The sequence below is a fragment of the Streptomyces chrestomyceticus JCM 4735 genome (assembly GCF_003865135.1).
GTDB classification, from domain to species: Bacteria; Actinomycetota; Actinomycetes; order Streptomycetales; family Streptomycetaceae; genus Streptomyces; species Streptomyces chrestomyceticus.
Map to the genome: position 1 here is coordinate 7,811,352 of NZ_BHZC01000001.1, position 24,515 is coordinate 7,835,866.

Consider the following 24,515-nt stretch of genomic DNA (forward strand, 5'->3'; position numbering starts at 1 on the left):
GGCTGAGTGACCTTCCTGAGTTGCAGGTGGATGAGCTGGGGTGACGTGTGGCAGGCCGCGGGGTGGCGGGCGGTTCCTACCGGGAGGCCGAGGCCAGCGTCGTGGAGAGCTCCGGGCTGAGTTCCCGTACGGATGCGTTGCGGGGGTGGCGCCCCAATGTGCGAGCCAGCCGTCGCAGGTCGGCGGTGATCGTCGCGGACTGGACGAGGCTGATGGTGGGGAGCAGACCTCGGGTCATTTCACAGGCGAGTTCCATCTCGCCCGCGGCGGCGTGCGCGAGGGCGCGCCGGAGTTCGTAGCGGGAGCGGGTGCGCAGTGCGTGACTGGGCAGCCGCGCGGTCTCCTTGCCGAGGATTTCCGCGGCCTGCCGCGGCCGTCCCAGTTCGTAGAGGCACCAGCCGGTGAACATCGCCACCACGTCCGGCAGGTGGGAGGCGCCGATGACGGGTTCGTGCGGGTCGCGGCGTTCGAGTGCGAGGAGGTTCCGGGACCGGTCGAGACTGCGCATGCAGGCGTCGTAGTCGCCCTTGACGGCTTGGCACTGGGCCAGTTTCTGTGCGGCCAGGCCCTTGATCCGTGGTGGGGCATGGCTGTCGAGCGCGTGTGTGGCCAGGTCGACGGCGCTGTCCGTGTCTCCCCGGAAGAGGCTGATCAACGAACGACGGGCCAGCGCGTACGCGGCCAGGCTGTCGTCGTTGCCCGCCCCCGCGAGTTCCACGGCGCGGTCGGTCCACCACAGTGCGGCATCGTCGTTCCCCGATTCCTGGGCCATCCAGCCCGTGTACTCGGCGAACCGGGACGCGAGTACCAGAAGTGCCTGACGGGTGCGGGTGCCGCTGCGGGCGGCCAGTTGTTGCAGGCTGTGGGTCTGGGAGATCAGCTGCGGTAATAACGCGCCGGGTCCCGACACCTGCCCGAGCCGCCGGTACTGGCCGAACAGTGCCCGTGAAGCGTCGACCAGCGTCGTGGCCCCGGTACCGGTGGTGACGTTCATGCCGCCCACCCCGATCCCCAGGACCGAGGCCGCTCCAGCGCTGATCACGCGCCGGCGGCCCACCGGCTGGAACGATCCCGATCCGTCCTTGTCCAAGTGCATCAGCCATACCTCACCTTCGTGACTCGTGGGTGTAATGCCCTGTGCCGGTGCGGGCGCCAGCACCAGGCCGGCCAGTGCCCCTCGTGCACCGAGTTCTTCGTCGCAGAGCCGGGCGAGCTGCGGAGTCGGGGGCTTCAGGCCCCGTTCCACCTTGCTCAGCTGCCCTTTGCTGTAGTGGACCCGTCGGCCCAGCTGGTCCAGCGAGAGGTCCGCTGCCAGGCGGCGTCTGCGGAGTTCCGGTCCGAACGCGTGGGGCGGCTGCGGGCGCATTCCATCCTCCGTAACTGTCCGTCCGGGCAGCCGGCGAGCGTTGCGTGTCAGCGTGCGGCAGGCGGCACGGCGGAACAAGGCGAACAGGACCGTTTCCCGTTTCCACCTCGGAGCGAATCGGATGGAGGGACTGCTGTCGAGCCCCCGGCCCGCTCCCCGGCCCCACCGCCGCTGTCAGTCCCGTCTGCTAAGACTGATGCTGTGAGCAGGGAAGACGACGGGCCGGGTGCGGAGCCGGAGCAGCTTGCGTTGATTCGGGAGGCGGTGCGGGGGACGAAGGCGGCGCGGGCGAAGCCGCGGACGTGGCGGGGGGCCGAGCTGGCGGAGCGGTTGCCGGTGGCGCGGGTGCTGGTGGACAAGGGGCTGGTGCATCTCGACCGGTATTTCGACTACGCGGTGCCGGCGGCGATGGACGCGGAGGCGCAGCCCGGGGTGCGGGTGCGGGTGCGGTTCGGGGCCGGGGAGAAGGGGGGCGGCGGGAAGGGGGGAAGCTGGTCAGCGGGTTCGTGGTGGAGCGGGTGGCGGAGAGCGAGTTCCGGGGGGTGCTCGCGCCGATCGCGCAGGTGCTGTCGCCCGAGCCGGTGCTGACGCCGGAGTTGCTGGGGCTGTGCCGGGCCGTCGCCGACCGGTACGCGGGCACGCTCGCGGACGTGGTGCAGCTTGCGGTGCCGCCGCGGCGGGCGAAGGCGGAGGGACGGGAGAGCGGGGCGCCGCTGCCGCCCAACGCGATGCCGGAAGCGGGGAGTTGGGAGAGGTATCCGGCGGGGCCGGGGTTCTTGGCGGCGCTGGGGCGGGGAGACGTGCCGCGTGCCGTGTGGACGGCGTTGCCGGGGCCGCAGTGGCCGGAGGAGCTGGCGCGGGCGATGGCCGCGACGCTGGCCTCCGGGCGTGGGGCGCTGGCCTTGCTGCCGGACGGGCGGGCCGCTGCACGGGTGGACGCGGCGCTGGGGGAGCTGATCGGGGAGGGGCGGCATGTGGTGCTGAGCGCCGATGCCGGACCCGAGGAGCGGTACCGGCGGTGGCTGGCGGTCAGCCGGGGTGCGGTGCGGGCGGTGATCGGGACGCGGGCGGCTATGTTCGCGCCGGTGCGGGATGTCGGGTTGGTTGCTATTTGGGACGATGGGGACGGTAGTCACAGTGATCCGCATGCGCCGCAGCCGCATGCGCGGGAAGTGTTGTTGCAGCGGGCGGTGACGGAGCGGGCGGGGTTCCTGCTGGGCGGGCTGAGCTGCACCGTCGAGGCGGCGCAGTTGGTGGAGACGGGCTGGGCGCGGCCGCTGACGGCCGAGCGTGAGCAGGTGCGGGCCGCGGCGCCGCTGGTCCGTACGGTCGGTGACGCCGACGAGGCGCGGGACGCGGCGGCGCGGGCCGCGCGGCTGCCGACGCTGGCGTGGCAGGTGGTGCGCGAGGGGCTCAAGCACGGGCCGGTGCTGGTGCAGGTGCCGCGGCGGGGGTACGTACCGCGGCTGGCGTGCGAGCGGTGCCGGGAGCCCGCGCGCTGCCGGGCCTGCGCGGGACCGCTGGAGGCGCGGGACGCGGGCGAGCTGCGGTGCGGCTGGTGCGGGCGTGAGGAGGGGGACTGGCGTTGCGGGGAATGCGGGGGCGTACGGCTGCGGGCGCAGATCGTGGGGGCCCGGAGAACGGCGGAGGAGCTGGGGCGGGCGTTTCCGGCCGTGCCGGTGCGTACGTCGGGGCGTGACCATGTGCTGGACACGGTGCCCGGCGTCCCGTCCCTGGTGGTGAGCACGCCGGGGGCGGAGCCGGTCGCCGAGGGCGGTTACGCCGCCGCGTTGCTGCTGGACGGCTGGGCACTGCTGAGCCGTCCCGACCTGCGGGCGGGCGAGGAGGCGCTACGGCGCTGGCTCCAGGCCGCGGCGCTGGTCCGGGGCCATGCCGAGGGCGGCACGGTCGCGGTCATCGCGGAGGCGACGCTGCGCCCCGTACAGGCGCTGGTGCGCTGGGATCCGGCCGGGCACGCGGTGCGCGAGCTGGCGGAGCGGGCCGAGCTGGGTTTCCCGCCGGTGTCTCGGATGGCGTCGGTGACGGGCCGCCCCGAGGACGTGGCGGAGATGCTCGCGGCGGCCGAGCTGCCGGAGGGCGCCGAGGTGCTGGGCCCCGTACCGGTGCCGGCTCCCGAGGCGGGGCGGCCGCGCCGGCCGGGGGACCCGCCGCCCGGGGAGGAATGGGAACGGGCGCTGGTACGGGTACGCCCCGGCCAGGGTGCCGCGCTGGCGGCGGCGTTGAAGACGGCGCAGGCGGCGCGGCTGGTCAAACGGGAGGGGGAGGCGGTGCGGGTGCGGATCGATCCGCCCGATCTCGGATAGTCGGGAGGGGGTCGTGGTGCGGTCGGGCGATGGTTTCGCGGGTTCGCGGGGCTGTCGGGTGGGTCGGCTTCCGGGGGCTGCAGGGCGGGCCGCCCTCCGTGAAGCTCGTGAATCTGCCGGGCGGAACGGTTTCCGTGATGCTGCCGAGCGGGCCGGCCTCCGTGGTGCTGCCGAGCAGAGCCGCCTGGGTGCTGCCGGGCAGGGCTGCCGGGGTGCCGACGGATCGACCGGCTTCCGTGGTGCCGACGGATTGCCCGATTTCCGGGGTGCTGCCGGACCGACCGGCTCCCGTGATGCTGGTGGTGCGGACGCGGCTGGGGTGGGGGACAAGGAGGCCGCCCCGGGGGCGGGCCGGGGCGGTGGGCGTGGTCAGCCGTTGCGGGGGCCGGGGAAGACGCCGGGGCGTGCTTCTTCCCGTGCGGGGACGGGGGACTGCCCCGGCAGAGTGCGGGCGGCGGGGACGGCCGGGGCGCCGGGCAGACCGGGGGAGACGGTCAGGCTGCGGGCCGCGGACGGCTCGGGCGTACGGACCGCCTCGCTGTTCTCCGGGCCGGGCTGGGAAGTGGAGCGGCGGGCGCCGTAACGGCGGTGCACTGCCTGTTTGGTGACGCCCAAAGCGGAACCCACCGCGTCCCAGGAGAAGCCCAGCGAACGGTCGAAGTCCACCGCCGCCGTGACCAGGGTCTCGACGCTGTCGCGCAGTTCCTGGGCGAGACGTACGGTCGGGGCGGGGGCGCGCCCGTAGACGACGAAGCCGGCGGACGGGCCGGTGCGCCGCGGCCGGTAGACGTTGCCGAGCTGAGCTGTCAGGGTGCGCAGGGCGTCCACCTGCCGGCGGACCCGCTCGATGTCCCGTACCAGAAGGTGCAGGCTGGCGCGTGCCTGGGCGTCGTGGGTTGCGTGGTCGGCCATGAACAAGCCTCTCGAACCGGCGTTGAATGTGCAGAGGAACGTGACAAAAGGTGAAAACGAGCGGGCCGCGAGGGCGGCCCGGTCGGTCAATGCTGCTTGACCAACGCGACAGACGCGGCTTCGGTCACGGTATGGGGGCGTACGGGTTCCAATGAGGGGCGCGCGTCTGTTCGCACGCCCCCGAAGGTGTGGCCCATAGACTGGTGCGCCGTTCCGCAGCGTGTGAGAGGTAGTACGCCACCCATGAGGCTCGTCTTCGCCGGCACCCCCGAGGTCGCCGTACCCGCCCTGGATGCCCTGATCGCCTCGGACCGGCACGAGGTCGTCGCCGTCGTCACCCGGCCCGATGCCCCCGCCGGCCGCGGTCGGCGCCTGGTCGCCAGCCCGGTCGCCGAGCGCGCGGCGGAGGCCGGTATCGAGGTGCTCAAGCCCGCCAAGCCGCGCGACGAGGACTTCCTCGCCCGGCTGCGGGAGATCGCGCCGGACTGCTGCCCGGTGGTGGCCTACGGGGCGCTGCTCCCCAAGGTGGCCCTGGACATTCCCGCGCACGGCTGGGTCAACCTGCACTTCTCGCTGCTCCCCGCGTGGCGCGGCGCCGCCCCGGTGCAGCACGCGGTCCTGGCGGGCGACGAGGTGACCGGCGCCTCCACCTTCCTCATCGAGGAAGGGCTGGACTCCGGGCCGGTGTTCGGGGTGGTGACGGAGGAGGTACGGGCCACCGACACCAGCGGCGACCTGCTGACCCGGCTGGCCCTCGCCGGAGCCGGGCTGCTCGCCGCCACCATGGACGGCATCGAGGACGGTACGCTCACCCCGGTGCCGCAGCCGGCCGACGGCATCACCCTCGCGCCGAAACTTGAGGTCGAGGACGCGAAGGTGGACTGGACGGCGCCCGCGCTGCGCGTGGACCGGGTCGTGCGCGGGTGTGCGCCCGCGCCCGGCGCGTGGACCGTCTTCCGGGGCGAGCGGCTGAAGCTGATGACGGTCGGACCGGTGACCGACCGCACGGACCTGGCCCCCGGCGAACTCGCCGTCACCAAGAAGGCGGTGTACGCCGGTACGGGCAGCCACGCGGTGGAACTCCAGTGGGTGCAGCCGCAGGGCAAGAAGCCGATGCGCGGCGCGGACTGGGCGCGCGGGGTGCGGATCGGTGAGGGGGAGCGGCTGGGGGAGTGAGGGGAGCGCGAGGGGGCGTGGGGGAGGAGCTGAGCGGGGACGGAGCGGGGCGGCCGTGAGGGCCCGGGTGAGCTGTGGGCCGTCCGGCCTCGTACCGCCCCGTGGCGCGCCCCGCCGCGCCACGTAGGCTGGGGGCGAACCTCGTCTCGTATCAGCGGAGCACATTTCTCGTGAGTGGTCAGTCGCGTCGTCCCAGCAAGCCCTACCGCCGGCCCAAGAAGGACCCGGTCCGGATACTCGCCTTCGAGGCGCTGCGGGCCGTCGACGAGCGGGACGCGTACGCCAACCTGGTGCTGCCCCCGATGCTCCGCAAGGCACGGGAGAACGAGGACTTCGACGGGCGGGACGCGGCGCTGGCGACCGAGCTGGTGTACGGCACGCTGCGGCGGCAGGGCACCTACGACGCGATCATCGCGCGCTGCGTGGACCGGCCGCTGCGGGAGGTGGACCCGCCGGTCCTGGACGTCCTGTCGCTCGGCGCCCACCAACTGCTCGGTACGCGCATTCCCACGCACGCCGCGGTGAGCGCGACCGTCGAACTGGCGCGTGTGGTGCTGGGGGACGGACGGGCCAAGTTCGTCAACGCGGTGCTGCGCAAGATCGCCGCGGACGACATGGACGGCTGGCTGGAGCGGGTCGCGCCCGAGTACGACGACGACCCCGAGGAGCACCTGGGGATCGTCCACGCGCACCCGCGCTGGGTCGTCTCGGCGCTCTGGGACGCGCTCGGCGGCGGCCGGGCCGGCATGGAGGACCTGCTGGAGGCCGACAACGAGCGGCCCGAGGTCACGCTGGTGGCCCGGCCGGGACGGTCCACCACCGAGGAACTCATCGAGGCCGTGGGACAGGAGAGCGCCCTGCCGGGCCGCTGGTCCCCGTACGCGGTACGGCTCGCCGAGGGCGGCGAGCCCGGCGCCCTGGACGCGGTGCGCGAGGGCCGGGCCGGTGTGCAGGACGAGGGCAGCCAGCTCGTCGCGGCGGCGCTGGCCAACGCGCCCGTCGAAGGCACCGACCGCTTCTGGCTGGACGGCTGCGCGGGCCCGGGCGGCAAGGCGGCCCTCCTGGGCGCACTCGCCGCGCAGCGCGGTGCCCGGCTCCTCGCTTCCGAGAAGCAGCCGCACCGCGCGCGCCTGGTGGCACGCTCGCTGGCCGGCAACCCCGGCCCGTACGAGGTCATCGCGGCCGACGGCACCCGCCCGCCGTGGCGCCCCGGCTCCTTCGACCGCGTCCTGATGGACGTCCCGTGCACCGGCCTCGGCGCGCTGCGCCGCCGCCCCGAAGCGCGCTGGCGCCGCCGCCCGGAGGACCTGGACGGCTTCGCGCCGCTGCAGCGGGAACTGCTGCGCCAGGCGCTGCTGTCGGTGCGGGTCGGCGGCGTCGTCGGCTACGCGACCTGCTCACCGCACCCGGCCGAGACGCGCGCCGTGGTGGAGGACGTCCTCAAGGGGCGGGCCGGAGCGGACGTCACCGCGGAGTGGATCGACGCCCGCCCGCTGATCCCGGGCGCGCCCGCACTGGGCGACGGCCCGGACGTGCAGCTTTGGCCGCATCTGCACGGTACGGACGCGATGTACCTGGCGCTGCTGCGGCGGACGGCGTAGCGCCCGGAAAGCGTTCCGCCGCTGCTCAGGGCGTACTTTGCCTGACGTGATCATGCAGGGATAGGCTGCCGGTGACAACGGGGATCACGGCCGCAGAGGTGTCGGACAGGCACGGGAAACGGACCTCGCGGGGACGTGAGTGGGGAGACGGCGAACAGGCCGGACACGGGACGCCGGTAAGCGTTCCTGAGGCTTGTCGGGCCCCACGCCACCATGTGTACGGACAAGGCGTCGACCGCCCTTGTCCCCGTACGCCGTCACGGGGTTCAGGTACCGGCTGTCAGCTCTCTGTCAGATGTCTGTCAGAGGGGCAGCCAATGCTGTCGGGGTCGTCATTCGACCCTCGGAACGGGGAAAACAGTATGAAGAAGCGTCTGATCGGTACGGTCGCGGCCACCGCGGTTCTCGCGCCGGCTCTGATGTTCAGCGCCTCAGGGCAGGCGTTCGCCGCCACCAAGACGGTCACCTGGAAGAACAAGGGCAACGGCAAGTGCCTGGTGGCCAGCGGCTTCTGGGTCGGCGTGGGGGACTGCGGTCCCGCCGCGAAGTGGAAGGAGACCAAGCAGTCCGACGGAACCTTCGTCCTGAAGTCCGCGGACCACGGTTTCTGCCTCGACAGCAAGAAGGACGGCACCGTCCGCGCCAACGTCTGCAACGGTGGCAAGAACCAGAAGTGGCGCGAGATCAAGGACTCCCTCGGCTGGCGTCTGCAGAACAAGGCCACCGGGCTCACCCTCGGGTCGAAGACCAGCGCCGGCTCGCCCGTGTACGCGGGTTTCGACGGCGGCATCAAGCACCAGCGCTGGAGCTGAGTCCCGAAGGTGCCGGGCGCTGGGCGTCGTGAGCCGGGCGTTCGGGCCGGTGCCCGGCGGGGACATGACTGGTCCCCGGCGGGGACGTGACTGGTTCCCGGTGTGGTGACGAGTCATCGAGCGTCGGCCGCCGGTCCCCGTCCGCCTCAGGGTGGACGGGGACCGGCGGCTCGGTGTTTCGCCGTTCGGACAGGGACGACGGGCGTCCCGGCGCCCCCGGCACCGCCCCTGACCAGCGGCCCGGCCCACCCGCTTAGGCGCGTGCGGGGCGGCAGGACATACTGGAGGTATGGCCTTGATCAACCCCAGCATCCTGTCCGCAGACTTCGCCCGGCTCGCCGAGGAGGCGAAGGCCGTCGAGGGCGCCGACTGGCTGCATGTCGATGTGATGGACAACCACTTCGTGCCGAACCTGACGCTGGGCGCTCCGGTCGTCGAGGCGCTGAGCAAGGCGACGGACACCCCGCTCGACCTGCATCTGATGATCGAGGACCCGGACCGCTGGGCGCCGCAGTACATCGAGGCGGGCGCCGGTTCGGTCACCTTCCACGCGGAGGCGGCGGCCGCGCCCGTACGCCTGGCGCGGGAGATCCGGGCCAAGGGTGCGCGGGCCTCGATGGCGCTCAAGCCGGCCACGCCGATCGAGCCGTACGAGGACCTGCTGCCCGAGCTGGACATGCTGCTGATCATGACCGTGGAGCCCGGTTTCGGCGGTCAGGCGTTCCTGGACATCATGCTGCCGAAGATCCGCCGGACCCGGGAGCTGATCTCCAAGCACGGTCTGGAGATGTGGCTCCAGGTGGACGGCGGGGTGTCGGCGTCCACGATCGAGCGGTGCGCGGAGGCCGGCGCGGACGTGTTCGTGGCGGGTTCGGCGGTCTACGGCGCGGACGACCCGGCGAAGGCGGTGCGCGAACTGCGCGCACAGGCCGAGTCCGCGACGGCAGCGGCCGGCTGGGGCTGCGCCCACTGACGCGCACCGTGAAAGGGGCGCCCGGGTGACCGCCGCGGGCGCCGGCGCCGCACGTGGTGTGCGGGGAGCGCGCACCGATCCCCGTACGCCGGTGTTTCTTGGTGTTGCCGCTACCGGGTGTTCACGACGGCCGGGGCGGTGATGGTCCCCGACCACCTCGGGTTTCTGCAAGGATGAGCAAAGACTCGATCAGGTGCGCACAAGGGGAGAATCTCGTGGTTGCCAGCCGCCCGCAGTCCGCAATGGGCCCCGCCGAGCTGGTGCAGGCCGCGGCTATGGCCCGCCGCTTCTATCTGGAGGGCAAGTCCAAGATCCAGATCGCCGAGGAGTTCGGCGTCAGCCGCTTCAAGGTCGCCCGGGTGCTGGAGACGGCGCTGGAGCGTGACCTCGTACGGATCGAGATCCGTGTCCCGGCGGAGCTGGACGCCGAGCGTTCGGACGCGCTGCGGGCCCGCTACGGCCTGCGGCACGCGGTCGTGGTGGAGTCGCCCGCCGACGCCACCGACGACGCCCCGGACCCGGAGAACCTCGGCGAGGTCGCGGCCGACCTGCTGGGAGAGCTGGTGACCGAGGGGGACGTGCTCGGTCTCGCCTGGGGCCGCTCCACCATCCACATGGCGGCCGCGCTGCACCGGCTCCCGCCGTGCACGGTCGTGCAGCTCACCGGTGTGTACGACGCGGGGACCGCGGACCGCGGCTCGGTCGAGGCGGTACGCCGGGCGGCCGACGTCTCCGGCGGCGAGGCGCACCCGATCTACGCGCCGATGCTGCTGCCCGACTCGGCGACGGCCGCCGCGCTGCGCGGCCAGACCGGCATCGCCCGCGCGTTCGAGTACTTCGACAAGGTCACCGTCGCCTGTGTCTCCATCGGCTCCTGGGCGCCGGGCATCTCCACCGTCTACGACATGCTCTCGGAGCAGGAGCGGGAGCACTACGCCTCGCTGGGCGCCGCCGCCGAGATGTCCGCGCACCTCTTCGACGCCGACGGCCGCCGCATCGGGCGGGACCTGGGCGAGCGGTGCATCACGGTCGAGGCGGACCGGCTGCGGCGCATCCCCGAAGTCGTGGCCATCGCGGGCGGCCGGCAGAAGGCGGCGGCGATCGGCGCGGTGCTGCGGTCCGGGCTGGTGACCAGCCTGGTGACGGACACGGCCGCCGCCGATCATCTGCTGCTGGAGACCGGGCCCGGCCCGCGTCCGGCGCTGGAACGGGCGGATCCGGACGGGGTCTGAGGGGGCGGGCCCGGACGGGTCTGAGCGAGGCGACCGGCGTAGGGCCTGAGCCCCGGGGCGGACGGCTGTCCGCCCGGCACCGGCCAGCCAAGTGATCTTGTACGGGGTGCGGGCGCGCACCCCGCGCCGGGCTGTGACAGCATCGGCGCATGGTGATCCGCTCCGCTTCCCGCACAGCCGCCGGCGTACTCGCCGCGCTGCTGGCCTGCCTGCTGCTGTTGGTGTCCGGCTGCTCCGGAGGCGGCGGCCAGGGGGGTGGACGGGGGAGCGCGAAGTCCACGCACGGGGCGCCCTCGACGAGCGCCGCCGCGCCGGACTGGGCCAAGGGCATGGCGACCGTACCGGCCGGGAAGCTGCCCGAGCAGGCCCGCGACACCCTGCGGTTGATCGACGCGCGCGGCCCGTTCCCGTACCCCAAGGACGGCACGGTCTTCGGCAATCACGAGCGGCAACTCCCTAAGCAGAAGCGCGGCTACTACCACGAGTACACGGTCCGCACCCCGGGATCGAAGGACCGCGGCGCGCGCCGGATCGTCACCGGCGACAGCCACGAGACGTACTACACCGACGACCACTACCGGACCTTCAAGGCGGTGCTCCGATGACGGCTCCCGCGCCCCGGCCGCTCGCGGCGGTGCTCGACGGCAGTACGCCCCCCGGGGTCGTGCCCTGGCCGCACGACCGGCCCGCGTACGAAGCGCTGGACGCGGCGCGCGCGGTCGGCTGGCACGGTGCGCTGCTCGACCTGGAAGGGGTCACCGACAAGGCGGAGTTCATGGACCGCTGCGCGAAGGCCCTGCGGCTGCCGGACTGGTTCGGCCGCAACTGGGACGCGCTCGCGGACTGCCTCACCGACCTGTCGTGGTGCCCTGCCGACCGCGGCCGGGTGCTGGTGGTGTGCGGCTGGCAGCAGTACGCGTCCGCCGCGCCCGACGACTGGAGCGTCGCGGAGGAGGTCATCGCGGACGCGGTGGGCTTCTGGCGGGACACGGACACCGGACTGGTCGTCGTGATGGCGCGGGGCCGGGAGCCGGGGGCGCGGACGGCGTGACGTACGGGGGCGGGGAGCCGCGGGGCGGGAAGCCCGGCGGTGGGGAACAGCGGGGGGCGGGTTTCGGCGGCGGGGCGAGGACGCGGCTGGTGGCGGGGGTGGTCGCGCTGCTGACGGTCGCCGCCGGGCTCGGTGTCCGGGCGGGCGCGGCCCGCGTCGGACTGGGGCCCGAGGTGGCCAAGTACGCGGGCGACGCGCTGTACACCGTGCTCGTCCAGGCGCTGGTGGTGCTGGCCGCGCCACGCATCCGGCCGCCGGTTGCGGCCGCGGTGGCGCTGGCCTTCAGTTGGGCGGTGGAGTTCGCGCAGCTCAGCGAAGTACCGGCGGAACTTTCCCGGCGCAGCGTGGTGGCCCGCCTGGTGCTCGGCTCGACCTTCAACGCGCCGGACCTGCTCTGGTACGCGGTGGGTGCGGCGGCCGCGTGGGCGGTCCACGGGTGGCTGCGGGCCCGGCGCCGTACCGGGGCGTACTGAGCCGGAAGCGGCAGCCGCCCCGCCACCACGAACACGGACACGCGTCCGCTCCCGCGCTCGTTCCGCACCTGCTCCCGCGCCCGTTCCCGCGCCCGCGAGGTTTCACCCGCCCACCGCCGGGCACCGAGGTGCGGCGGGAGGTGGTGCGGTGGCCGAGGTGTTGCTCCTATTGGCGGCGTTGGCGCTCACGCTGGCCTGTGCCGTGTTCGTCGCGGCGGAGTTCTCGCTGACGACGGTCGAGCGCAGCGCGGTGGAGCGCGCGGTCGAGGAGGGGAGCGGGGCGCGGAAGGGGTGCTGAGCGCGGTCCGCGCGCTCGCGTTCCAGTTGTCCGGCGCCCAGCTAGGCATCACCGTGACCTCCCTGGTCATCGGCATGCTCGCGGAACCGTCCTTGGCGGCGCTGCTGCGCGGCCCGCTCACCGCTGCCGGGCTGCCCGGCACGGTGGCCCCGGGCGTCGCGTCCGCGCTCGGTGTCGGTGTGTCCACGGTGGTGCTGATGGGCGTCGGCGAGCTGGTGCCCAAAAACTGGGCGATCTCCCGGCCGCTGGCCGTGGCCCGGATCGTGGCCGGGCCGCTGCGTGCCTTCAGCGCGCTGTTCGCCCCGTTCATCCGCCATCTGAACCAGTCCGCCAACCGGCTCGTACGCCGCTTCGGCCTGGAGCCCGCCGAGGAGCTGGAGTCCTCCCGGGGCCCGGCCGAACTGGTCTCCCTGGCCCGCTACTCGGCGCAGGAGGGCGCGCTGCCGGCCGACTCGGCCGAGCTGTTCGTCCGGACCCTGCACCTGGGCGAGCTGACCGCGCAGAACGTCATGACGCCGCGGGTGGACGTACGGGCCCTGGAGGCGCAGGCCACGGCGGCCGACGCGGCCACGCTGACCCTGGCCACCGGGCTGTCCCGGTTCCCCGTGTACCGCGGCGGCCTGGACGACATCGCGGGCACCGTGCACATCCGCGACGTCCTCGCCCTCACCCCGGAGCGGCGGGCCGCCACCCCCGTCACGGAGCTGGCCACCGAGCCCTTGCTGGTACCGGAGTCGCTGCCCGTCGACCAACTGCTGGACCGGCTGCGTACGGTCCGCACCATGGCGGTGGTGATCGACGAGTACGGCGGTACGGCCGGGATCGTCACCCTGGAGGACATCGTCGAGGAGATCGTCGGCGACGTACGGGACGAGCACGACCCGGCGGCGGGTCCGGACCTGCTGCGGACCGGGGCGCGCACCTGGGAGGCGGACGGCGGGGTACGCCTGGACGGGCTGGCCGGGATCGGCCTGGAGGCGCCCGACGGGCCGTACGAGACGCTGGCGGGTCTGCTGGCCACCCGGCTGGGCCGGATTCCGGCGGACGGCGACGAGGTGGAGGTGGCGGACGGCTGGCGGCTGACGGTCCTGGCGGCGCGCCGGCACCGGGCGGAGCGGGTACGGGTGACGGCGCCCGCCGGCTCGTCCTCGCCGGGCGCCCGGGCCGCCGACGGGGGAGGGGAGCGGCCGTGACCGCCGTACAACTGGCCGTCGCCGTCCTGACGTTGTTCAGCAACGCCTTCTTCGTCGGCGGCGAATTCGCGATGATCTCCGTACGGCGCAGCCAGGTCGAACCGCGTGCCAAGGCCGGTGACCGGCGGGCCGCCCGGGTGCTGTGGGGCCTGGAACACCTCTCCGAGATGCTCGCCACCGCCCAACTGGGCGTCACCGCCTCCTCGCTGGTCCTCGGCGCGATGGCGGAACCGGCCATCGCCCACCTCGCCGAGCCCGTCTTCGAGGCGCTGCACGTCCCGCACGGACTGGTCCACCCGGTCGCGTTCGTCCTGGCGCTGAGCCTGGCCACGTATCTGCACATGCTCGTCGGCGAGATGGTCCCCAAGAACGTCGCCCTGGCTGAGCCGGAACGCGCCGCGCTGCTGCTGGGGCCGCCGCTGGTGGCTCTCACCCGCGCGCTGCGTCCCGTCGTCGTCAGCATCAACGCCCTTGCCAACGGCCTGCTGCGGCTCTTCAGGACCGAGCCCAGGAACGAGGTCGCCGCCGCGTTCACCGACGAGGAACTCGCCCGTATCGTCCAGGAGTCACGCCATGCCGGGCTGCTCTCCGACACCGGCGGCGAGCGGCTGCGGGACGCGCTGGCCCTCGGGCGGCGGCCGGTCGGCAAGCTGCTGGTCCCGCTGACGGAGATGGTCACCGTCGACCGGGACGTCACCCCGGACGAGCTGGAACGCGTCGCGGCCCGCGCCGGTTTCTCCCGGCTGCCGGTCATCGGACCGGCCGGTACCGTCCTCGGCTATCTGCACATCAAGGACACCCTCGGCGTCACCGACAGGGACCGGCCGTTCCCCCGCGACGCGCTGCGGCCGATGCCGCGGGTCGGCTGCGGGACCCCGCTCGACGACACCCTGACCGCGATGCGGACGGCCGGCACCCAGCTCGCCGCCGTCAGTGGCGAGCAGGGCGTGGTGCTGGGCTTCGTCACCATGACGGATGTGCTGGACGAGCTGGTGGGCGCGCCGGAACGGGCCCGCCGGAACGGGGCCGGCGCCGGCCGACGGGCCGGGCAGCGTGACCGTGACGGGCGCGCGGGCCGGGAGCAGTGACGGGCGCGTGGACCGGGAGCCGCGACAGAGCCGGGAGCAGTGACGGGCGCGCGGACCGGGAGCCGCGACAGAGCCGGGAAGCGCGGCGGGACCGGGAGCCGTGACGGGGCAGGCGCGCCTGCGCAGAGGCCCGCACACCGCGGCGCTCAGTCGGACACCGCCGCGGAAGGCGAAGGACGGCCGGCCGGTTTCCGCGGCCCGCCAGGGGGCTCGGCGCTCGTACGGGTGACGGCGGGCGGGGTGCGGACGTGGTGCTGCCGGGGCATGCTCGGCTCCAGCTCGACCAGGACGAGCGCGACGTCGTCGTCCTGGGCGCCGTGGGTGTGCCGGCACATCGTCGACAGCACCGCCTCGATCGCGTCGTTGAGATCGGGCAGTGAGCAGGCCGGCAGCAGACCGGCCAGGTCGAGCATGGTGCCGTCGGGGTCGCGGGCCTCGGCGAGGCCGTCGGTGTAGAGCAGCAGCCGGTCGCCGGGGGCCAGCTCCACCTCCTGCACGCGCGGCAGCGGCAGCAGCCCGATGGGGGTGGTCGGCTCGGACGGGGTGAGTAAGACGGGCGGGCCGGCGGCGGGCAGGTGCAGGGGCGGATGGTGGCCGCAGTTGACGAGCCGGAGCCGGCCGGGGGATATCTCGGCGATGACGGCGGTGATGAAGTCCTCGGGCCCGAGGTCGTCGATCAGCCGCCGGTCGACCTCCTCGGCGACCTCGGCGAGGTTGCTGCGGGTGTAGGCGCAGTCGCGGAAGTGCCCTATGGCCGCGGCGGACAGGCGGACGGCCTCCAGGCCCTTGCCGCGTACGTCGCCGATCAGCACCCGCAGTCCGCTGGGGGTGTCGGCGAAGGCGTACAGGTCGCCGCCGATGACGGCGCGGGGCGCGGCGGAGCGGTAGCGGGCACAGACCGAGGCGCCGCTGACCCGGAACGAGGTCGGCCGCAGGATGGCGCGCTGGGCCGCGGCCGCCACTCCGGCGAGCTGGCTGTCCAGGGCGGCCTGCCGGTCGGAGGCCCAGGTCGCGTAGGCAGCGGCGGCGGCGAGCACGGTCAGGGACAGCAGTTGGTCGGTGCGGGCCAGGGTGTGCTCGCGTCCGGCGATGGCCACGCCCAGGATCAGGGCGGTGAACGAGACCACGGCCGTGCACGCGCCTTCGAGTCTCGTCCCCGCCACCAGTGGGCCCACCAGCAGCAGCCCGGCCAGGCTGACGTCGGGGCCCAGTGCCAGGTCGCAGGCGGCGACGGCGGCCCCCGCAACGGCCGTGAGCAGCAGCAGGGCGCCCTGTCGGACTTCGCGCATGTCCTCCCCTTCCCCCACGGCCGGTGCGGCTGCGCCCGGCCCGGCCGGGATCCACCGCGCGTCGCGGTTACTGTACGTATCCATTGGCGAAGTGATCGCCCAGGCGCTCGGCGGCCCGGAGTCCGCGCCGGATCGACACCCGAAGCGGCCTGTACACGGTTCTACCCACCTGCTGGCCAGCAAGAACCTCCCGGCCCGTCATATGGTCACATCAACCTCGAACCGCAGGTGACCGGCCGTCCGTACCGTCGAAGACCAGCCATTTTGATTACAGCGAGTCACGAAATGGCGTTCCGTGAGAGGGCGCCGCGCGGTGTCCGGCGCCGTCCCGGGAGGGGCGCGCGGCGGGGGGTACGGGAACACCGGTTCGCCCCCGGGCCGGTTCATCAGGGATGATGTCCTAGGAGCCGCATCCTGACCGGTGCCGGTTCGGAAGCTGACTCCCCACCCGCCCGAGCAGTGAACCCGCAGGTGAGAGAGCCAGTATGAAGTTTCTGAACGATGCCAAGCCGCCGTACGACCTGACGTACGACGACGTGTTCATGGTGCCCGGCCGCTCCGCGGTGGGCTCCCGTCAGGGCGTGGACCTGTCCTCGCCGGACGGCACCGGCACGACCATCCCGCTGGTGGTCGCCAACATGACCGCCATCGCCGGCCGCCGGATGGCCGAGACCGTGGCCCGCCGCGGCGGCCTGGTCGTCATCCCGCAGGACATCCCGATCGAGGTCGTCACCGACGTCGTCGGCTGGGTCAAGCGCCGCCACCTGGTCCTGGACACGCCGATCGTGCTGTCCCCGGTCTCCACCGTCGCCGACGCCCTGTCGCTGCTGCCCAAGCGGGCGCACGGCGCGGGCATCGTCGTCGAGGGCGGCCGCCCCGTCGGCATCGTCACCGAGCACGACCTGGCCGGCGTGGACCGCTTCACCCAGGTCTCCGAGGTCATGTCCAAGGACCTGCTGGTCCTGGACGCGGACATCGACCCCCGCGAGGCGTTCAACCGGCTCGACGCCGCCAACCGCAAGCTGGCCCCGGCGGTCGACGCGGACGGCATGCTGGCGGGCATCCTGACCCGTAAGGGCGCCCTCCGCGCGACCCTCTACACGCCCGCCACGGACGCCGACGGCAAGCTGCGCATCGCCGCCGCCGTGGGCATCAACGGCGACGTGGCCGGCAAGGCCAAGGCGCTGCTGGCGGCCGGTGTGGACACCCTCGTGGTGGACACCGCGCACGGCCACCAGGAGTCGATGATCAGCGCGGTCAAGGCGGTCCGGGCGCTGGACCCGCAGGTGCCGATCGTGGCCGGCAACATCGTCGCCGCCTCGGGCGTGCGCGACCTGATCGAGGCCGGCGCGGACATCATCAAGGTCGGTGTGGGCCCGGGCGCCATGTGCACCACCCGCATGATGACCGGCGTGGGCCGCCCGCAGTTCTCCGCCGTCCTGGAGTGCGCCGCCGAGGCCAAGAAGTTCGGCAAGCACGTCTGGGCGGACGGCGGCGTGCGCCACCCGCGCGACGTGGCGATGGCGCTGGCCGCGGGCGCGTCCAACGTCATGATCGGCTCCTGGTTCGCCGGTACGTACGAGTCGCCCGGCGACCTCCAGCACACCGCCGACGGCCGCCCGTACAAGGAGAGCTTCGGCATGGCCTCGGCGCGTGCGGTCCGCAACCGTACGAGTGAGGAGTCGGCGTACGACCGGGCGCGCAAGGGCCTGTTCGAGGAGGGCATTTCCACCTCGCGGATGTTCGTCGACCCGGCCCGCCCCGGCGTCGAGGACCTGATCGACTCGATCATCGCGGGCGTCCGCAGCTCCTGCACGTACGCGGGCGCGGCCTCCCTGGAGGAGTTCGCCGAGAAGGCCGTCGTCGGCGTGCAGAGCGCCGCGGGCTACGCGGAGGGCAAGCCGCTGCACGCGAGCTGGAGCTGATCCGCCGCCCGCCAGGGCACCGGCCGTCCGGCCCCGCACCGAGCCACTCGGTGCGGGGCCGGACGCGTTTACGGGATGGACCGGCCGGGAACGTCCGGCCGGTGAGATTTGTCGTTTGTGCGCAACGAACGACCGTTCCGCGACAAGGTGCGCAACGAAAGTTCACTGTTGCGCAAGGAACCTGCATTACGGCAGCTCACACGCGCCCCGTACAGTCATGCGCTGTACGTGGAGTGGCGGGGACCGCCTGCTCGGCGGTTCCCCCCTTTCTGGCACGGGTCGTTTCGGCGTACCCGCACCCGGGAACCGCTGTCGGTCGTCCGCCACCATGACCGCAGCGATAAGGAGCCACCCCAGTGTTGGAGCACGGCGCAGCCCCGCCCTCGGCGGGCAGCGATTCCCGGCCCCCCTCTCCTTCCGGAGGGCTCGGCACCCGGCTGATGCGGCGCAAGCCCGTCGAGCGGCTGGTGGCCGAGGGCGGCCAGGGCGAGGGCGGCACCCTGCGCCGTTCGCTGGGCATGTGGCAGCTCACCATGATCAGCATCGGTGCGACGCTGGGCACCGGCATCTTCGTGGTGCTCGGCGAAGCGGTGCCCAAGGCCGGTCCGGCCGTCATCATCTCGTTCGTCATCGCGGGCGTCACCGCGCTGTTCTCCGCGCTGTCCTACGCGGAGCTGGCGGGCTCCATCCCGGTCTCCGGATCGTCGTACTCCTACGCCTACGCCACCCTCGGCGAGCTGGTCGCCTGGGTCTGCGGCTGGTGCCTGATCCTGGAGTACGGCGTCTCCGTCGCGGCGGTCGCCGTCGGCTGGGGCGAGTACCTCAACGAGCTGCTGTCCGGCACGATCGGCGTCACCATCCCCGCCGCGCTGTCCGCGCCGCCGGGCGACGGCGGGATCTTCAACCTGCCGGCGCTGATCGTCGTCATGCTCGCCATGGTCTTCCTGCTGGGCGGCGCCAAGGAGAGCGCCCGCGCCAACACGATCATGGTGACCATCAAGATCATCGCGCTGCTGCTGTTCTGCGGCGTCGCCGTCCAGGGCATCTCCTCCGGCAACTACGCCAACTTCATGCCGCTGGGCATCGCCGGCGTCAGCGGCGCCGGCGCCACCCTGTTCTTCTCCTACATCGGCTTCGACGCCGCCTCCACCGCGGGCGAGGAGGCCAAGAACCCGCAGCGCGACCTGCCGCGCGCGATCATGCTGTCGCTGATCATCGTCACCGCGCTGTACTGCCTGGTCGCGGCGGTCGCCGTGGGCGCCAAGTCCTGGAAGGGCTTCGAGGGCTCGGAGGCCGCGCTCGCCGGGATCATGAAGGAGGTCACCGGGCAGAGCTTCTGGTCCGTGCTGCTGGCCGCCGGTGCCGTCATCGCCATCGCCAGCGTCGTCCTGACGGTGCTGTACGGCCAGACCCGCATCCTGTTCGCGATGTCCCGCGACGGCCTGGTGCCGAAGGTGTTCTCCAAGGTTCACCCGAAGACCGGCGCCCCGCGCGCCAACACCGTGATCGTCTCGCTGTTCTGCGGCATCCTGGCCGCGGCCATTCCGCTCGGCCAGCTCGCCGACGCCACCAGCATCGGCACCCTCTTCGCCTTCGCGCTGGTCAACGTCGCGGTGATCGTGCTGCGCTTCACCAAGCCGGACATGCCGCGTACCTTCCGTACGCCGCTGGCGCCGGTCTTCCCCGCGATCGGCTTCCTGCTGTGCCTGTACATGATGGGCAGCCTCGGCCCGGTCACCTGGGTGGTCTTCGGTGTCTGGATGGTCGTCGGGCTCGTGGTCTACTTCGTCTACGGCATCCGCCGCTCCCGATTGGCCACCGCAGAGAAGTGATCCACCCGCAGTGCGACAGATGAACGAACTCGACCAGCGCATCGTCCATGCCCTGGCGGAGGACGCCCGCCGCTCCTACGCCGACATCGGGGCGGAGGTCGGGCTCTCCGCCCCGGCGGTCAAACGCCGGGTGGACCGGCTGCGCGCCGAAGGCGCCATCACCGGGTTCACGGTACGGGTCGACCCGGCCGCGCTGGGCTGGGAGACCGAGGGGTTCATCGAGCTGTTCTGCCGCCGCAACACCTCACCGGACTCCATCCACCGGGGTCTGTCGCGCTATCCGGAAGTGGCGTCCGCCTCCACCGTCACCGGTGAGGCGGACGCCATCGTCCAGGTCTTCGCCTCCGACATGCGGCACTTCGAACGGGTGCTGGAACGCATCGCGGGCGAACCGTTCGTGGAACGCACCAAGTCGGTCCTGGTCCTCTCCCCGTTGCTGCGCCGCTTCAGCTCGGGGTCACCGGGCTGAGGGACGGCCGGACCGCCCGGGCCGGATGCCGGCCGGCGGGCTCCCCGCGCCTGCCGTCAACGAGTGAGTGGCACCTCACTCGTTGGAAGGGGTTCGGAGGCGGAGACGTGTGTCGCCCGACTCCGCTGCGGATTCAACAGAGTATGAATCCTTCTTGGCGTCGACGGGGCCTGACGGCCGTCACCGTTGCGGCAGGGGCTGCCCTGTGTCTGGCAGGCAGCACGCCGACCAATGCCGCACGTGCGGGCAGCTACGACGACGGCCGCAACCGCTCGGACAGCGCCGAGCTCAACTCCGCGCGCTTGCGGGCCCAGCGGCTCAACCTCGCCTGTTCAGGCGCCACCTCCACCGCGATCCTGCTGCCCGAGCACGGCGCGAGCCCTTTCCAAGGCGAACCGTCCCAGGCCCAGCAGCTCCAGAACGCCGTGACCGGCCGTCCCGTCCGCGCGGTCGTCGCCTCCATCGGCGGCAACGACCTCGGCTTCGAGGACGTCATCACCTCCTGCGCCAAGAACTTCGTGAAGCCGATCAGAGCCGCCCCCTGCGCTCCGGACTGGGGGCCGGAGGTCAGGAAGCGGCTGCCCGCGATGCGCACCGCGGCCGTCAAGACGCTGGCCGACGTCACCACCGCCATGAACCGGGCAGGCCACGCGAAGGGCAGCCACCGTCTCGTCCTGCAGTCCTACCGTTCCTGATCAGTGAGCAGGAGTGAGTCTTGGACCCATACCGGCTCAACTGGCGCATCCCGAACGGTGTTGGATGCACTGGTTGCCCGCGTTCCTGCCGCGTCCGGCTGCACGCCTCGGGTGCGTGGTCCGGGTACGCGGGGGCGGGTTTCCTCACGCCCCTGGTCATGCGGTCCGGCCTGGGCGGTCCGATGCCCACGACGATCACTCCGGTCGTGGTGGGGCGGTGCCGTCCGTCGCCGGATCGCATGCCCGAGGGCGCGCCTGCCGATCGCCACCGAGGCGGCGGCGTGTCGGGAAGTCTTCCTGTTCTTGCCGGTCAGCGGCTTCTGCCAGTGCTCCGCGCCCCACATGGAGGTGTAGGCGGGATCGACGGCGATCACGCTGATACCGGTCTCGGCGCACATCGACAGGAGCCGGGCGCGGAGTCTGCCGGTGGGGATGCCGGAGACGAGCTGCCGGAACTTCTTCTTCCGGCCGTGCTTCTCCCTGGTGGTGGTGTCGGTGAAGTCGAGGTCTTCGATCGCGATGGCCTGCGTCCCGCACGTCGTGGCCCAGTGCAGGAGGCGGGTGAGGGCGTGACGGAGCTGGGCGTCACGGTGGGTGGCGGTGCCGGTCAGGTCGTAGTCGAAGCGGTGGGGCGCACCGGTTGGGTTGCCGTGCTCGTCCAGCAGCCAGGCGGCCAGGTGGTCGGCGTTGGTGTCCACGCCGGTCACGCCCGAGGCTCGCAGCGCATCGAGCGGGACCACGGGCAGGTCTTTACGCGTCCATGATGCGTCGAGGTACCAGCGTCCCCGGGGCACGTCCAGGTGGATGCGGTAGGCCACAGCCCGGTTGCGGGTGAGGCGGTCGCGCCACTCTGTGCCGCGGTGGGGGAAGGCGACGCGGGCGGCGAGGACGTACCGGCCATGCCGGGCGTTCGCGTGTTCGGCGAGCGGGGCGGGGAGCTTGATGCTGACCTCGCCGTCGGAGGTGACGCGGATGGTCTCGTTGCCGTGCCGCTTGCCGGACTCGCCGTCCGCGGTCAGGAACCAGCGGGCCGCCTCCCACTCGGACCGCCACTGCTCGGGCGTCTTCTTGGCGGCGGTGAGGTGGTGGCGCTGGTTGAGCAGACGGCGGCCACCGCGCACCACGCAGACCTGTCCGGCCTCCTGCTCGGCGCGTACCCGTTCGTAGCGGTCTTCGAGGATCGTCAAGCGGCGCGTCTTGGCGAACCATTCGTGCTTCGACCGGTAGCCGCCGGGCCTGCCCCGGCTGCCCTTCTCCCCGACTGGCAGGGACAGCCGGTGCCGGATCATGCGGATACCGGCGTCCAGGGACATCAGGTGCTGGTGCTGGGCGCGGCGGGACAGGCCCCACTGGTCGTGGGTGCCGGCAGTGACCGACCCGGCCCACCGGGACGTCGACAGGGCGGTCAGGTCCCGCTTTCGCCCGGCCCAGGTGTCGGTGCAGTGGTCCAGGCCGTCACGGCACCTGCGGGCCAGATCGGCGGAGGCGAGGCGTCCCATGTGCTCGCCGACCAGGCGCAGCATCTGCTCGTCCTGGGGCGTGAGGCCCTTGAGGCGGTCGCGGATGCTGACGCCGGGCGGCCCGTCGGCGACGAACGGACGGGCGATCTGCCGCAGCGGCTTGCGCTTCTGCTCAGCCATGCCCGGCGGCCTGGAGCGCCTTGCGGGCCCGGTTCTTCGCCGACCGCCGCCCATACAAGCGGGCACAGAACGACGTCAGCACCTCCACCACATCGCGCACCAGGTCCTCTTCCACCTCACCGTCGTCCAGGACGACGAGGCGACGCCCGTGCGCGGCCAGCGCGGCCTCGACAAGCTCGACGTTCATCCGCCCGAGGCGGTCCTTGTGCTCGACCACGACCGTGGTCACCGCCGGATCGGCCAGCAGCCGCTGCGCCTTCGGCCGGGCGCCGTTCATGCCGGAGGCGATCTCCGGTTCCACCCGCACCACGGGACGGCCGGTGGCCGCAGCCCAACGGGTCAGCCGGGCGACCTGACGCTCAAGGTCGTCCTTCTGGTCGTGGCAGGAGACACGGGCATACAGGCCCAGGCCGCCCACCGCTTCCGGCGCGGCGTTGGCCTTCACATTCACCAAGATCGTGCGCGGCCCGACCCGCTGAGCCGGTACCGGCAACGTCCCCTCACGGAACCAGCGATACGCGGTCTGCGGATGCACGCTCTGCGACTTCGCCCACTCCGTCAGATTCACACCCGGACAACGACACTCACTCAGGCATGGTTACGCTCACTCCCGCAACCTTAGAGATAGGCAGTTGATTACCCCTCGCCCCTCCCCGGCGGTGCGCGGGTGCGCTACCCGGGAGAGAAGTACGACCGCCTGACGCAGGGCGGCTGCCCCTTCTTCGACGAGGACCTCACCTGGGCCCATGACGCACTCGTCCCGCAGATCAGCACCACCCTCGCTGCCGCCGCCCGCACGGGAGGTGCGGAGTTCCTCGACCTGTCCCGTGCCTTCGAAGGCCGGGAGGTCTGCTCCGACAGCACCGTCCAGGCCGGCCCCGGTCAGCAGCCCTCGGGCAGCACCAGCGAATGGGCCCGCTTCGTGACCAGCGGCGCCGGGCAGGGGCAGCGCCAGGAGTCCATGCACCCCAACTACTACGGCCAGCTCGCCCTCGGCACCTGCCTGGGTCTCCAGCTCGACCGGGGCCGGGAGAACCACTCCTGCGTCAACAGCGCCGGGTCCGGCCCCGGCGCCATGCGCCTCCGGCCCGTCCCCGCTCAGGCGCTCAGCAGGGCGAGCGCGCCGCCCAGGACGAGCAGTCCGCAGATGCCGAGGTTGACGAGCTTGTAGGAGAGGAAGACCGCGGCGAACTCCCGGATGGTGGCGCTCGGCCAGAAGTACGCGGCGGTGGGGGCCCCGACGACCTGGCCGTTGACCCCGGCGCGGCGGGCCAGGATGGCGGCGCGCAGCACGTGGTAGTTGTTCGTGACGATCACGCACCGGTGGTCCGGCACCGTCTGCTCCATGATCTTCTTGCTGAACGCCAGGTTCTCCTCCGTGGTCCTGGACTGCTCCTCGCACACGATGCGGTCCGCGGGGAAGCCGCGCTCGATCAGGTAGTCCGCCATCGCCCGGGCCTCCGGGAGCTGTTCGTCGGGGCCCTGGCCGCCCGAGGTGAGCAGCATCGGCGGATTGCCGCGCCGCGCCTGGCGCTCGTACACCGCACGGCCCCGCTCCAGCCGGTTCGCCAGCAGCGGCGGTACGCGCGTACCGCCGATCAGCCCGGAGCCCAGGACCACCACGAAGTCGGCGTCGCGGCGCACCCGCAGCCGCCCGTAGAGGAACGCGTAGCCGACGAAGCACAGGAAGAGGAAGGACACGTAGCCGACGATCAGCAGCGTGGTGCCGGCCAGCGCCACCAGGGTGCGTGACCCGGTGGCGACGGCCGTGATCAGCAGTGCGATGACCCCGAAGATGCCGACCCCGGCCAGCAGCGACAGCAGGTTCGCCAGGCTCCGGCCCTCCTTGCGGATCATCTTCACCCCGTTGAGGATCAGGAAGACCCCGAGGACGAGGACGCCGAGCGACGGCAGCAGCAGGATGAGCACGGTGACCGCCACGGCCGCCGGTGTGGGCATCCGGGGCACTTGCATGAGCAGGGCCGGCACCAGGAAGACGACGGTGAGACCCAGATAGACGGCGTTGCTGAAGCGGCGCCGGTCGCGCAGCACACCGATCGCGAACAGGACGAAGAACAGGGCCGGTAGGGCGTACGCGAGCATGAGCACATCGTAGACAGGGCGATCATGTGTTCGGGGCCGATTGCGGCATGGTCCGGGCCGTGA

The 24,515-nt window shown here is 72.7% G+C and carries 20 protein-coding genes and 2 pseudogenes; 16 read left to right on the forward strand and 6 right to left on the reverse strand.

What is annotated here, in order from left to right; translation table 11 throughout:
* Positions 1-76 precede the first annotated feature (76 nt).
* Positions 77-1,366, reverse strand: a complete 1,290-nt coding sequence (locus tag EJG53_RS34285) for a helix-turn-helix domain-containing protein (RefSeq protein WP_125048157.1) — start codon at positions 1,364-1,366, stop codon at positions 77-79.
* 201 nt (positions 1,367-1,567) lie between these two features.
* Between EJG53_RS34285 and EJG53_RS34290 the strand changes: the two are divergent.
* Positions 1,568-3,690: pseudogene (locus EJG53_RS34290) on the forward strand (primosomal protein N').
* A gap of 369 nt (positions 3,691-4,059) precedes the next feature.
* Here EJG53_RS34290 and EJG53_RS34295 read toward each other — a convergent pair.
* Positions 4,060-4,602 carry a hypothetical protein gene (locus EJG53_RS34295; protein ID WP_125048158.1) on the reverse strand — a complete coding sequence of 181 codons (543 nt, stop codon included), beginning with the start codon at positions 4,600-4,602 and terminating at the stop codon, positions 4,060-4,062.
* A 243-nt stretch (positions 4,603-4,845) separates the two neighbouring features.
* Here EJG53_RS34295 and fmt point away from each other — a divergent pair, with 243 nt between their 5' ends.
* From fmt to EJG53_RS34345, 10 genes and pseudogenes are all read left to right on the forward strand, one after another.
* Positions 4,846-5,778 (forward strand): methionyl-tRNA formyltransferase, encoded by a 933-nt coding sequence (fmt, locus tag EJG53_RS34300; RefSeq protein ID WP_125048159.1) that lies wholly within the window; start codon positions 4,846-4,848, stop codon positions 5,776-5,778.
* A 170-nt stretch (positions 5,779-5,948) separates the two neighbouring features.
* A complete protein-coding gene (locus tag EJG53_RS34305; RefSeq protein WP_125048160.1) occupies positions 5,949-7,379 on the forward strand; it encodes an RsmB/NOP family class I SAM-dependent RNA methyltransferase in 1,431 nt (476 codons plus the stop codon).
* Between the two features lie 362 nt (positions 7,380-7,741).
* Entirely contained in the window at positions 7,742-8,191 is a 450-nt protein-coding gene (locus tag EJG53_RS34310) for an RICIN domain-containing protein (protein WP_167515208.1), read from the forward strand.
* A 289-nt stretch (positions 8,192-8,480) separates the two neighbouring features.
* Positions 8,481-9,164 (forward strand): ribulose-phosphate 3-epimerase, encoded by a 684-nt coding sequence (gene rpe, locus EJG53_RS34315; RefSeq protein WP_125048162.1) that lies wholly within the window; start codon positions 8,481-8,483, stop codon positions 9,162-9,164.
* A 242-nt stretch (positions 9,165-9,406) separates the two neighbouring features.
* A complete protein-coding gene (locus EJG53_RS34320; RefSeq protein WP_030017389.1) occupies positions 9,407-10,396 on the forward strand; it encodes a sugar-binding transcriptional regulator in 990 nt (329 codons plus the stop codon).
* A gap of 149 nt (positions 10,397-10,545) precedes the next feature.
* Positions 10,546-11,001 carry a guanyl-specific ribonuclease gene (locus EJG53_RS34325; RefSeq protein ID WP_125048163.1) on the forward strand — a complete coding sequence of 152 codons (456 nt, stop codon included), beginning with the start codon at positions 10,546-10,548 and terminating at the stop codon, positions 10,999-11,001.
* A complete protein-coding gene (locus EJG53_RS34330; protein ID WP_125048164.1) occupies positions 10,998-11,447 on the forward strand; it encodes a barstar family protein in 450 nt (149 codons plus the stop codon). Before EJG53_RS34325 ends, EJG53_RS34330 begins: the two co-directional genes overlap by 4 nt.
* An 89-nt stretch (positions 11,448-11,536) precedes the next feature.
* Positions 11,537-11,920, forward strand: a complete 384-nt coding sequence (locus tag EJG53_RS34335; RefSeq protein ID WP_244955456.1) for a ribosomal maturation YjgA family protein — start codon at positions 11,537-11,539, stop codon at positions 11,918-11,920.
* 148 nt (positions 11,921-12,068) lie between these two features.
* Positions 12,069-13,411: pseudogene (locus EJG53_RS34340) on the forward strand (hemolysin family protein).
* Positions 13,408-14,499 (forward strand): hemolysin family protein, encoded by a 1,092-nt coding sequence (locus EJG53_RS34345; protein WP_125048165.1) that lies wholly within the window; start codon positions 13,408-13,410, stop codon positions 14,497-14,499. The pseudogene EJG53_RS34340 and the gene EJG53_RS34345 overlap by 4 nt, the downstream one beginning before the upstream one ends.
* Positions 14,500-14,645: 146 nt before the next feature.
* Here EJG53_RS34345 and EJG53_RS34350 read toward each other — a convergent pair whose 3' ends face one another.
* Entirely contained in the window at positions 14,646-15,788 is a 1,143-nt protein-coding gene (locus EJG53_RS34350) for a PP2C family protein-serine/threonine phosphatase (RefSeq protein ID WP_125048166.1), read from the reverse strand.
* Positions 15,789-16,273: 485 nt separating this feature from the next.
* On the opposite strand from EJG53_RS34350, the gene EJG53_RS34355 reads away from it, so the two are divergent.
* From EJG53_RS34355 to EJG53_RS34370, 4 genes are all read left to right on the forward strand, one after another.
* The gene (locus tag EJG53_RS34355) at positions 16,274-17,713 is read left to right on the forward strand and encodes a GuaB1 family IMP dehydrogenase-related protein (protein WP_125048167.1); all 1,440 of its coding nucleotides are present in this window, start codon (positions 16,274-16,276) and stop codon (positions 17,711-17,713) included.
* 356 nt (positions 17,714-18,069) lie between these two features.
* Positions 18,070-19,545: an amino acid permease gene (locus EJG53_RS34360; protein WP_125048168.1), complete on the forward strand. Its 1,476-nt coding sequence runs from the start codon at positions 18,070-18,072 to the stop codon at positions 19,543-19,545.
* 19 nt (positions 19,546-19,564) lie between these two features.
* Positions 19,565-20,014, forward strand: coding sequence for an Lrp/AsnC family transcriptional regulator (locus EJG53_RS34365; RefSeq protein ID WP_030017398.1), 450 nt, complete (start codon positions 19,565-19,567; stop codon positions 20,012-20,014).
* A 143-nt stretch (positions 20,015-20,157) separates the two neighbouring features.
* Entirely contained in the window at positions 20,158-20,709 is a 552-nt protein-coding gene (locus EJG53_RS34370; protein WP_125048169.1) for an SGNH/GDSL hydrolase family protein, read from the forward strand.
* Here the strand turns inward: EJG53_RS34370 and EJG53_RS34375 are convergent.
* The gene (locus tag EJG53_RS34375; protein WP_125048170.1) at positions 20,697-22,349 is read right to left on the reverse strand and encodes an IS200/IS605 family element transposase accessory protein TnpB; all 1,653 of its coding nucleotides are present in this window, start codon (positions 22,347-22,349) and stop codon (positions 20,697-20,699) included. The two genes, EJG53_RS34370 and EJG53_RS34375, sit on opposite strands and share 13 nt — an antisense overlap.
* Positions 22,342-22,917: an IS607 family transposase gene (locus tag EJG53_RS34380; RefSeq protein ID WP_125048171.1), complete on the reverse strand. Its 576-nt coding sequence runs from the start codon at positions 22,915-22,917 to the stop codon at positions 22,342-22,344. Before EJG53_RS34380 ends, EJG53_RS34375 begins: the two co-directional genes overlap by 8 nt.
* 99 nt (positions 22,918-23,016) lie before the next feature.
* On the opposite strand from EJG53_RS34380, the gene EJG53_RS34385 reads away from it, so the two are divergent.
* Positions 23,017-23,520 carry a hypothetical protein gene (locus EJG53_RS34385; RefSeq protein WP_244955457.1) on the forward strand — a complete coding sequence of 168 codons (504 nt, stop codon included), beginning with the start codon at positions 23,017-23,019 and terminating at the stop codon, positions 23,518-23,520.
* On the opposite strand, the gene EJG53_RS34390 is transcribed toward EJG53_RS34385, so the two are convergent.
* On the reverse strand, positions 23,448-24,452 hold the full coding sequence (locus EJG53_RS34390; protein WP_125048172.1) for a YdcF family protein: 1,005 nt from the start codon (positions 24,450-24,452) through the stop codon (positions 23,448-23,450). The genes EJG53_RS34385 and EJG53_RS34390 overlap by 73 nt on opposite strands.
* Between the last annotated feature and the right edge of the window lie 63 nt (positions 24,453-24,515).

Excerpts from the sequence above, each read along its gene's own strand:
- EJG53_RS34295 (WP_125048158.1), bottom strand. The coding sequence starts at position 4,602 with ATGGCCGACCACGCAACCCACGACGCCCAGGCACGCGCCAGCCTGCAC.
- EJG53_RS34370 (WP_125048169.1), top strand. The coding sequence starts at position 20,158 with ATGAATCCTTCTTGGCGTCGACGGGGCCTGACGGCCGTCACCGTTGCG.
- EJG53_RS34365 (WP_030017398.1), top strand. The coding sequence starts at position 19,565 with ATGAACGAACTCGACCAGCGCATCGTCCATGCCCTGGCGGAGGACGCC.
- EJG53_RS34310 (WP_167515208.1), top strand. The coding sequence starts at position 7,742 with ATGAAGAAGCGTCTGATCGGTACGGTCGCGGCCACCGCGGTTCTCGCG.
- EJG53_RS34330 (WP_125048164.1), top strand. The coding sequence starts at position 10,998 with ATGACGGCTCCCGCGCCCCGGCCGCTCGCGGCGGTGCTCGACGGCAGT.
- EJG53_RS34355 (WP_125048167.1), top strand. The coding sequence starts at position 16,274 with ATGAAGTTTCTGAACGATGCCAAGCCGCCGTACGACCTGACGTACGAC.
- fmt (WP_125048159.1), top strand. The coding sequence starts at position 4,846 with ATGAGGCTCGTCTTCGCCGGCACCCCCGAGGTCGCCGTACCCGCCCTG.
- EJG53_RS34320 (WP_030017389.1), top strand. The coding sequence starts at position 9,407 with ATGGGCCCCGCCGAGCTGGTGCAGGCCGCGGCTATGGCCCGCCGCTTC.
- rpe (WP_125048162.1), top strand. The coding sequence starts at position 8,481 with ATGGCCTTGATCAACCCCAGCATCCTGTCCGCAGACTTCGCCCGGCTC.
- EJG53_RS34375 (WP_125048170.1), bottom strand. The coding sequence starts at position 22,349 with ATGGCTGAGCAGAAGCGCAAGCCGCTGCGGCAGATCGCCCGTCCGTTC.
- EJG53_RS34350 (WP_125048166.1), bottom strand. The coding sequence starts at position 15,788 with ATGCGCGAAGTCCGACAGGGCGCCCTGCTGCTGCTCACGGCCGTTGCG.
- EJG53_RS34390 (WP_125048172.1), bottom strand. The coding sequence starts at position 24,452 with ATGCTCGCGTACGCCCTACCGGCCCTGTTCTTCGTCCTGTTCGCGATC.
- EJG53_RS34325 (WP_125048163.1), top strand. The coding sequence starts at position 10,546 with ATGGTGATCCGCTCCGCTTCCCGCACAGCCGCCGGCGTACTCGCCGCG.
- EJG53_RS34285 (WP_125048157.1), bottom strand. The coding sequence starts at position 1,366 with ATGCGCCCGCAGCCGCCCCACGCGTTCGGACCGGAACTCCGCAGACGC.